This window comes from Fructobacillus fructosus KCTC 3544 (assembly GCF_001438695.1).
Classification (GTDB): domain Bacteria; phylum Bacillota; class Bacilli; order Lactobacillales; family Lactobacillaceae; genus Fructobacillus; species Fructobacillus fructosus.
This window is the reverse complement of the sequence record NZ_JQBH01000001.1, coordinates 1-3023: the sequence shown is the minus strand read 5'-3', so window position 1 is coordinate 3023 and position 3023 is coordinate 1. Positions and strand designations below refer to the sequence as shown.

Below are 3023 nucleotides of genomic sequence, written 5' to 3'. Positions count from 1 at the left end.
ACTATTGTCAGACTGGTCAGAGTTGCGCCACAAGTCAATACCTGTAGCGTGACCATTCCCTGATAAAAGTTTAGCGAACATTAGCAAGACCATTCCATGACCAGTGCCTAAGTCAAGAACCTTTGAATTAGGATCAATCGTCATTTTGGATAAAAGACTATTCCATATCTTGTGCTTTCCTCGAATGGAGGTGTTGATAAATATAGCGCCTGCAAGAATCATCAGAACGCCGTATAAAATTGTCCACATGTAACCATCGTAGTATTTATGAAAGGCAATGCCGTAGGCAAATGCAAGAATGCCCCCTAAAATATATAAGAATGGTACTAAAGGTGCATCGAGGCCTTTTTTCTTTAGCTGTTTAATCATTATTTTAAAAATATCCTTTCATCCCCAATAAGGGGAGAACATGCCTCACTAATATAGGCGCTTTATATCGTGTAAGTCCCAAGCGGGCTTTTTTATTTGTAGAAAATTAGCGCTCGATATGTTACAGACCAAGGTGTCACACTAACAACCTCTTGACCTTGTTGTTCAATATCAAAAATCGCCTCGTTTAGTTTTTCCTCCAGGCCGTGTGCTGATATTGCTTGTACTATTTTTGTTTTCATAAATACTCTTCCTCATCTTCCGAACGCCCGATTGTAGTATGCCACGTAAGCCCATAGTGGGCTTTTTATTTTGTCTGTGTTATTTGTAGAACTCTGTAACCACTTGTACGAGCTTTCCTATAAATTGAATAGGGGGCTCGTTGTTTTCGACATCAACGTTTTTATATTCGTAGGCCTTAAAGTCCGATAACCAGCTATCTGGCTCAAAGCGGATATGGTCAGGATAGCGATAGACGTGTTTAATCGTGGCACTATCCCCGTTAATAATCACACCACAAACATCCCCATTTTTAAGGTCTGACGTGTCCACCTTGGCTAATATAGCAATAGATCCATTGGGCGCTATCTTGTTCATGCTTTCGCCGTCAATCCGGAGGGCTAAAAGGTTATCCTTGCCGTACTTGTTGATTAAGGTACTATTAACGCCTATATCACCCTCAACGTCCTCTTTAGCTCCTTCTGGATAACCAGCAGAGATACGCCCATAGATTGGCAGATTAACGCTATTATGGTCAATCTGAAAGGGGATGGCATTAGATGGGACAGCATCACTAGAACGGGCTAAAGTAATACCGGCTAATTCGAAGATTTGAGAATCAGGAACACGCAGACCTTTAGCAATTTTCTTTAGTGTTTCAACCTTAGGTATATTATGGTGTCCGTTTTCAATTTGTGAAAGGTAAGAAGAGGCCATACCTGCTTGTAAAGCGACCTGCCTCACTGAGTAACCTTTGTTATATCGTAAATCTTTAAGCGAATAACCAAACTCTTTTGAAGTTATCATTTTCATACTCTCCTATATATGACTATTTTAGTATAAAAAAATAAACAATGTTATTAAAATATAATAAAAAGTGTTTACAAAAACATAAGGTTAGTGTTATATTTTTTATAACAAAACATGAAAGGAAAAACACAATGCAAGTTAAAGTAACAGTGAAAGAACCAGAAGAACTTAAGCGACATATCTACCAAGGGGGTGAAAGCATATCAGGATTTAGCCGACGTATTGGCGTATCTGTCCCTTATATGAGCAATGTGGTATCCGGGAAAATGAACCCATCCCCTACAACAGCAAAGAAGATTGCTGACGGCTTAGGGGTTAAATTAACTTCTATTTTTTTGGTCTAGGTGTTTATATTTTTATAAACTATGGAATGAGGAGCACTCAAGAACATGGAACAAACAACACAGACGGTCACAGAGTGGCCACGCTGGCTTAATTGGAAACAAGCGGCCAAGTATTGCAACGTAGCCCAAGGGACGTTTAAGCGCCACCTCATTGACACTGGGCGAGTGCATGCAAAGGTCACAGACTTTGGTAAGCGGTACGACCGGGAAGAAATCGACCAAGCGATTGAGAACTGGTATTAGGAGGGGATGACATGGAGCTTTGGAACATTGTAACAACGCTGGTAACAGTGGCATGTATTGGAGTGGTTGGCTATGTGGCAGGCTACACAGTGGCAGAAAATGAAGACAAGCAGTCACGCAGGCACAAGGGCTAATAGAGAGGAATGAGCAACATGAAAGCACAAACAAAACGAAATGCACAACGTCAATTAAACGGGGCAACAGAAATGGCTGACTATATTGCAAGCCAAGCAAAAGAGATTAAACAAATTTATCAAAACGGAGACGTGACCGAAAAAGATTTGTTGGAGTTTATCGAGATTGCACAATCAAACGCAGTAAGTATCAGTAATGTTGTCAGCGATGAAATGGCAAAATTAGGACTAAACAAGTTTGAAGGGGATGACAACCGTGGATAACAGAGACTACACCAAGGACGTGCTTATCTCTATTGGTTATTACCAAGACGAACTACACAAGGCTGAAACTATTTTAGGCGGATCTAAAATGCCGGGACTTGAACCAAGCCATAAGGAACTAATCCTATCGATGCGACTAGCCCAAACAAAGATTAGTAATGTACTGGCTGACTTGGCTACCTTGGAAGATACGACAAAAGACCAGCTTAGCTAAAACGTATTTGAGTTGTTTTGCATAAGAATGGAAAAACTAGAAACTTATAAAGGAGTTAATGAATGGAATTAGTTTATTACAAGGGTTTGAAAGATGAACCTTACACAACATTAAATATCATTGCCGAGAGCGTCGACCAAAATTATAGGGCTGTTAGGAATAAGTTTTATAAGCATAGGGAAGACTTAAAAAGGTTTGGAATACTTGCTCACGAATATGTAAGTATTATTGGAGCAGGACAACCTGAAAAGATTTGGAAGCTCAACGAAGCACAGGCAACCTTCTTTATCACGCTATTAGGAAACAGCCCTAAAGTTGTACAGTTCAAGAGTGATTTAGTCCTCGCGTTTATGCAAATGAGAAAGGAATTAGACCAAGCCAAGCTAAATCGAGAGCTTAACAAGCGGGCAAACATTGGACTGGCTG

General features: G+C 40.2%; 8 protein-coding genes and 1 pseudogene. 6 read left to right on the top strand and 3 right to left on the bottom strand.

The window, feature by feature from the left end; translation table 11 throughout:
• The 3 genes and pseudogenes from IV71_RS08010 to IV71_RS00030 all read right to left on the bottom strand — a co-directional run.
• Positions 1–369 (bottom strand): annotated as a pseudogene (locus tag IV71_RS08010) (SAM-dependent methyltransferase); the annotation flags it as partial.
• 92 nt (positions 370–461) lie between these two features.
• Complete coding sequence (locus IV71_RS08200) at positions 462–611, bottom strand: hypothetical protein (RefSeq protein WP_010692090.1); 150 nt, start codon at positions 609–611, stop codon at positions 462–464.
• A gap of 79 nt (positions 612–690) precedes the next feature.
• Positions 691–1395: a LexA family protein gene (locus tag IV71_RS00030; protein ID WP_010692091.1), complete on the bottom strand. Its 705-nt coding sequence runs from the start codon at positions 1393–1395 to the stop codon at positions 691–693.
• Positions 1396–1529: 134 nt separating this feature from the next.
• Between IV71_RS00030 and IV71_RS00025 the strand changes: the two genes are divergently transcribed.
• From IV71_RS00025 to IV71_RS00005, 6 genes are all read left to right on the top strand, one after another.
• Complete coding sequence (locus tag IV71_RS00025) at positions 1530–1742, top strand: helix-turn-helix domain-containing protein (protein ID WP_010692092.1); 213 nt, start codon at positions 1530–1532, stop codon at positions 1740–1742.
• 45 nt (positions 1743–1787) lie between these two features.
• Positions 1788–1985: a hypothetical protein gene (locus IV71_RS00020; RefSeq protein ID WP_010692093.1), complete on the top strand. Its 198-nt coding sequence runs from the start codon at positions 1788–1790 to the stop codon at positions 1983–1985.
• Positions 1986–1996: 11 nt separating this feature from the next.
• Entirely contained in the window at positions 1997–2119 is a 123-nt protein-coding gene (locus tag IV71_RS08415; RefSeq protein WP_010692094.1) for a hypothetical protein, read from the top strand.
• An 18-nt stretch (positions 2120–2137) separates the two neighbouring features.
• Positions 2138–2383, top strand: a complete 246-nt coding sequence (locus IV71_RS00015) for a hypothetical protein (RefSeq protein ID WP_010692095.1) — start codon at positions 2138–2140, stop codon at positions 2381–2383.
• Positions 2367–2597: a hypothetical protein gene (locus IV71_RS00010; protein WP_081460899.1), complete on the top strand. Its 231-nt coding sequence runs from the start codon at positions 2367–2369 to the stop codon at positions 2595–2597. The genes IV71_RS00015 and IV71_RS00010 overlap by 17 nt, the downstream gene beginning before the upstream one ends.
• A gap of 62 nt (positions 2598–2659) precedes the next feature.
• Positions 2660–3023: Rha family transcriptional regulator (locus tag IV71_RS00005; protein WP_338085893.1), on the top strand; the 364-nt coding region annotated here is incomplete at its 3' end.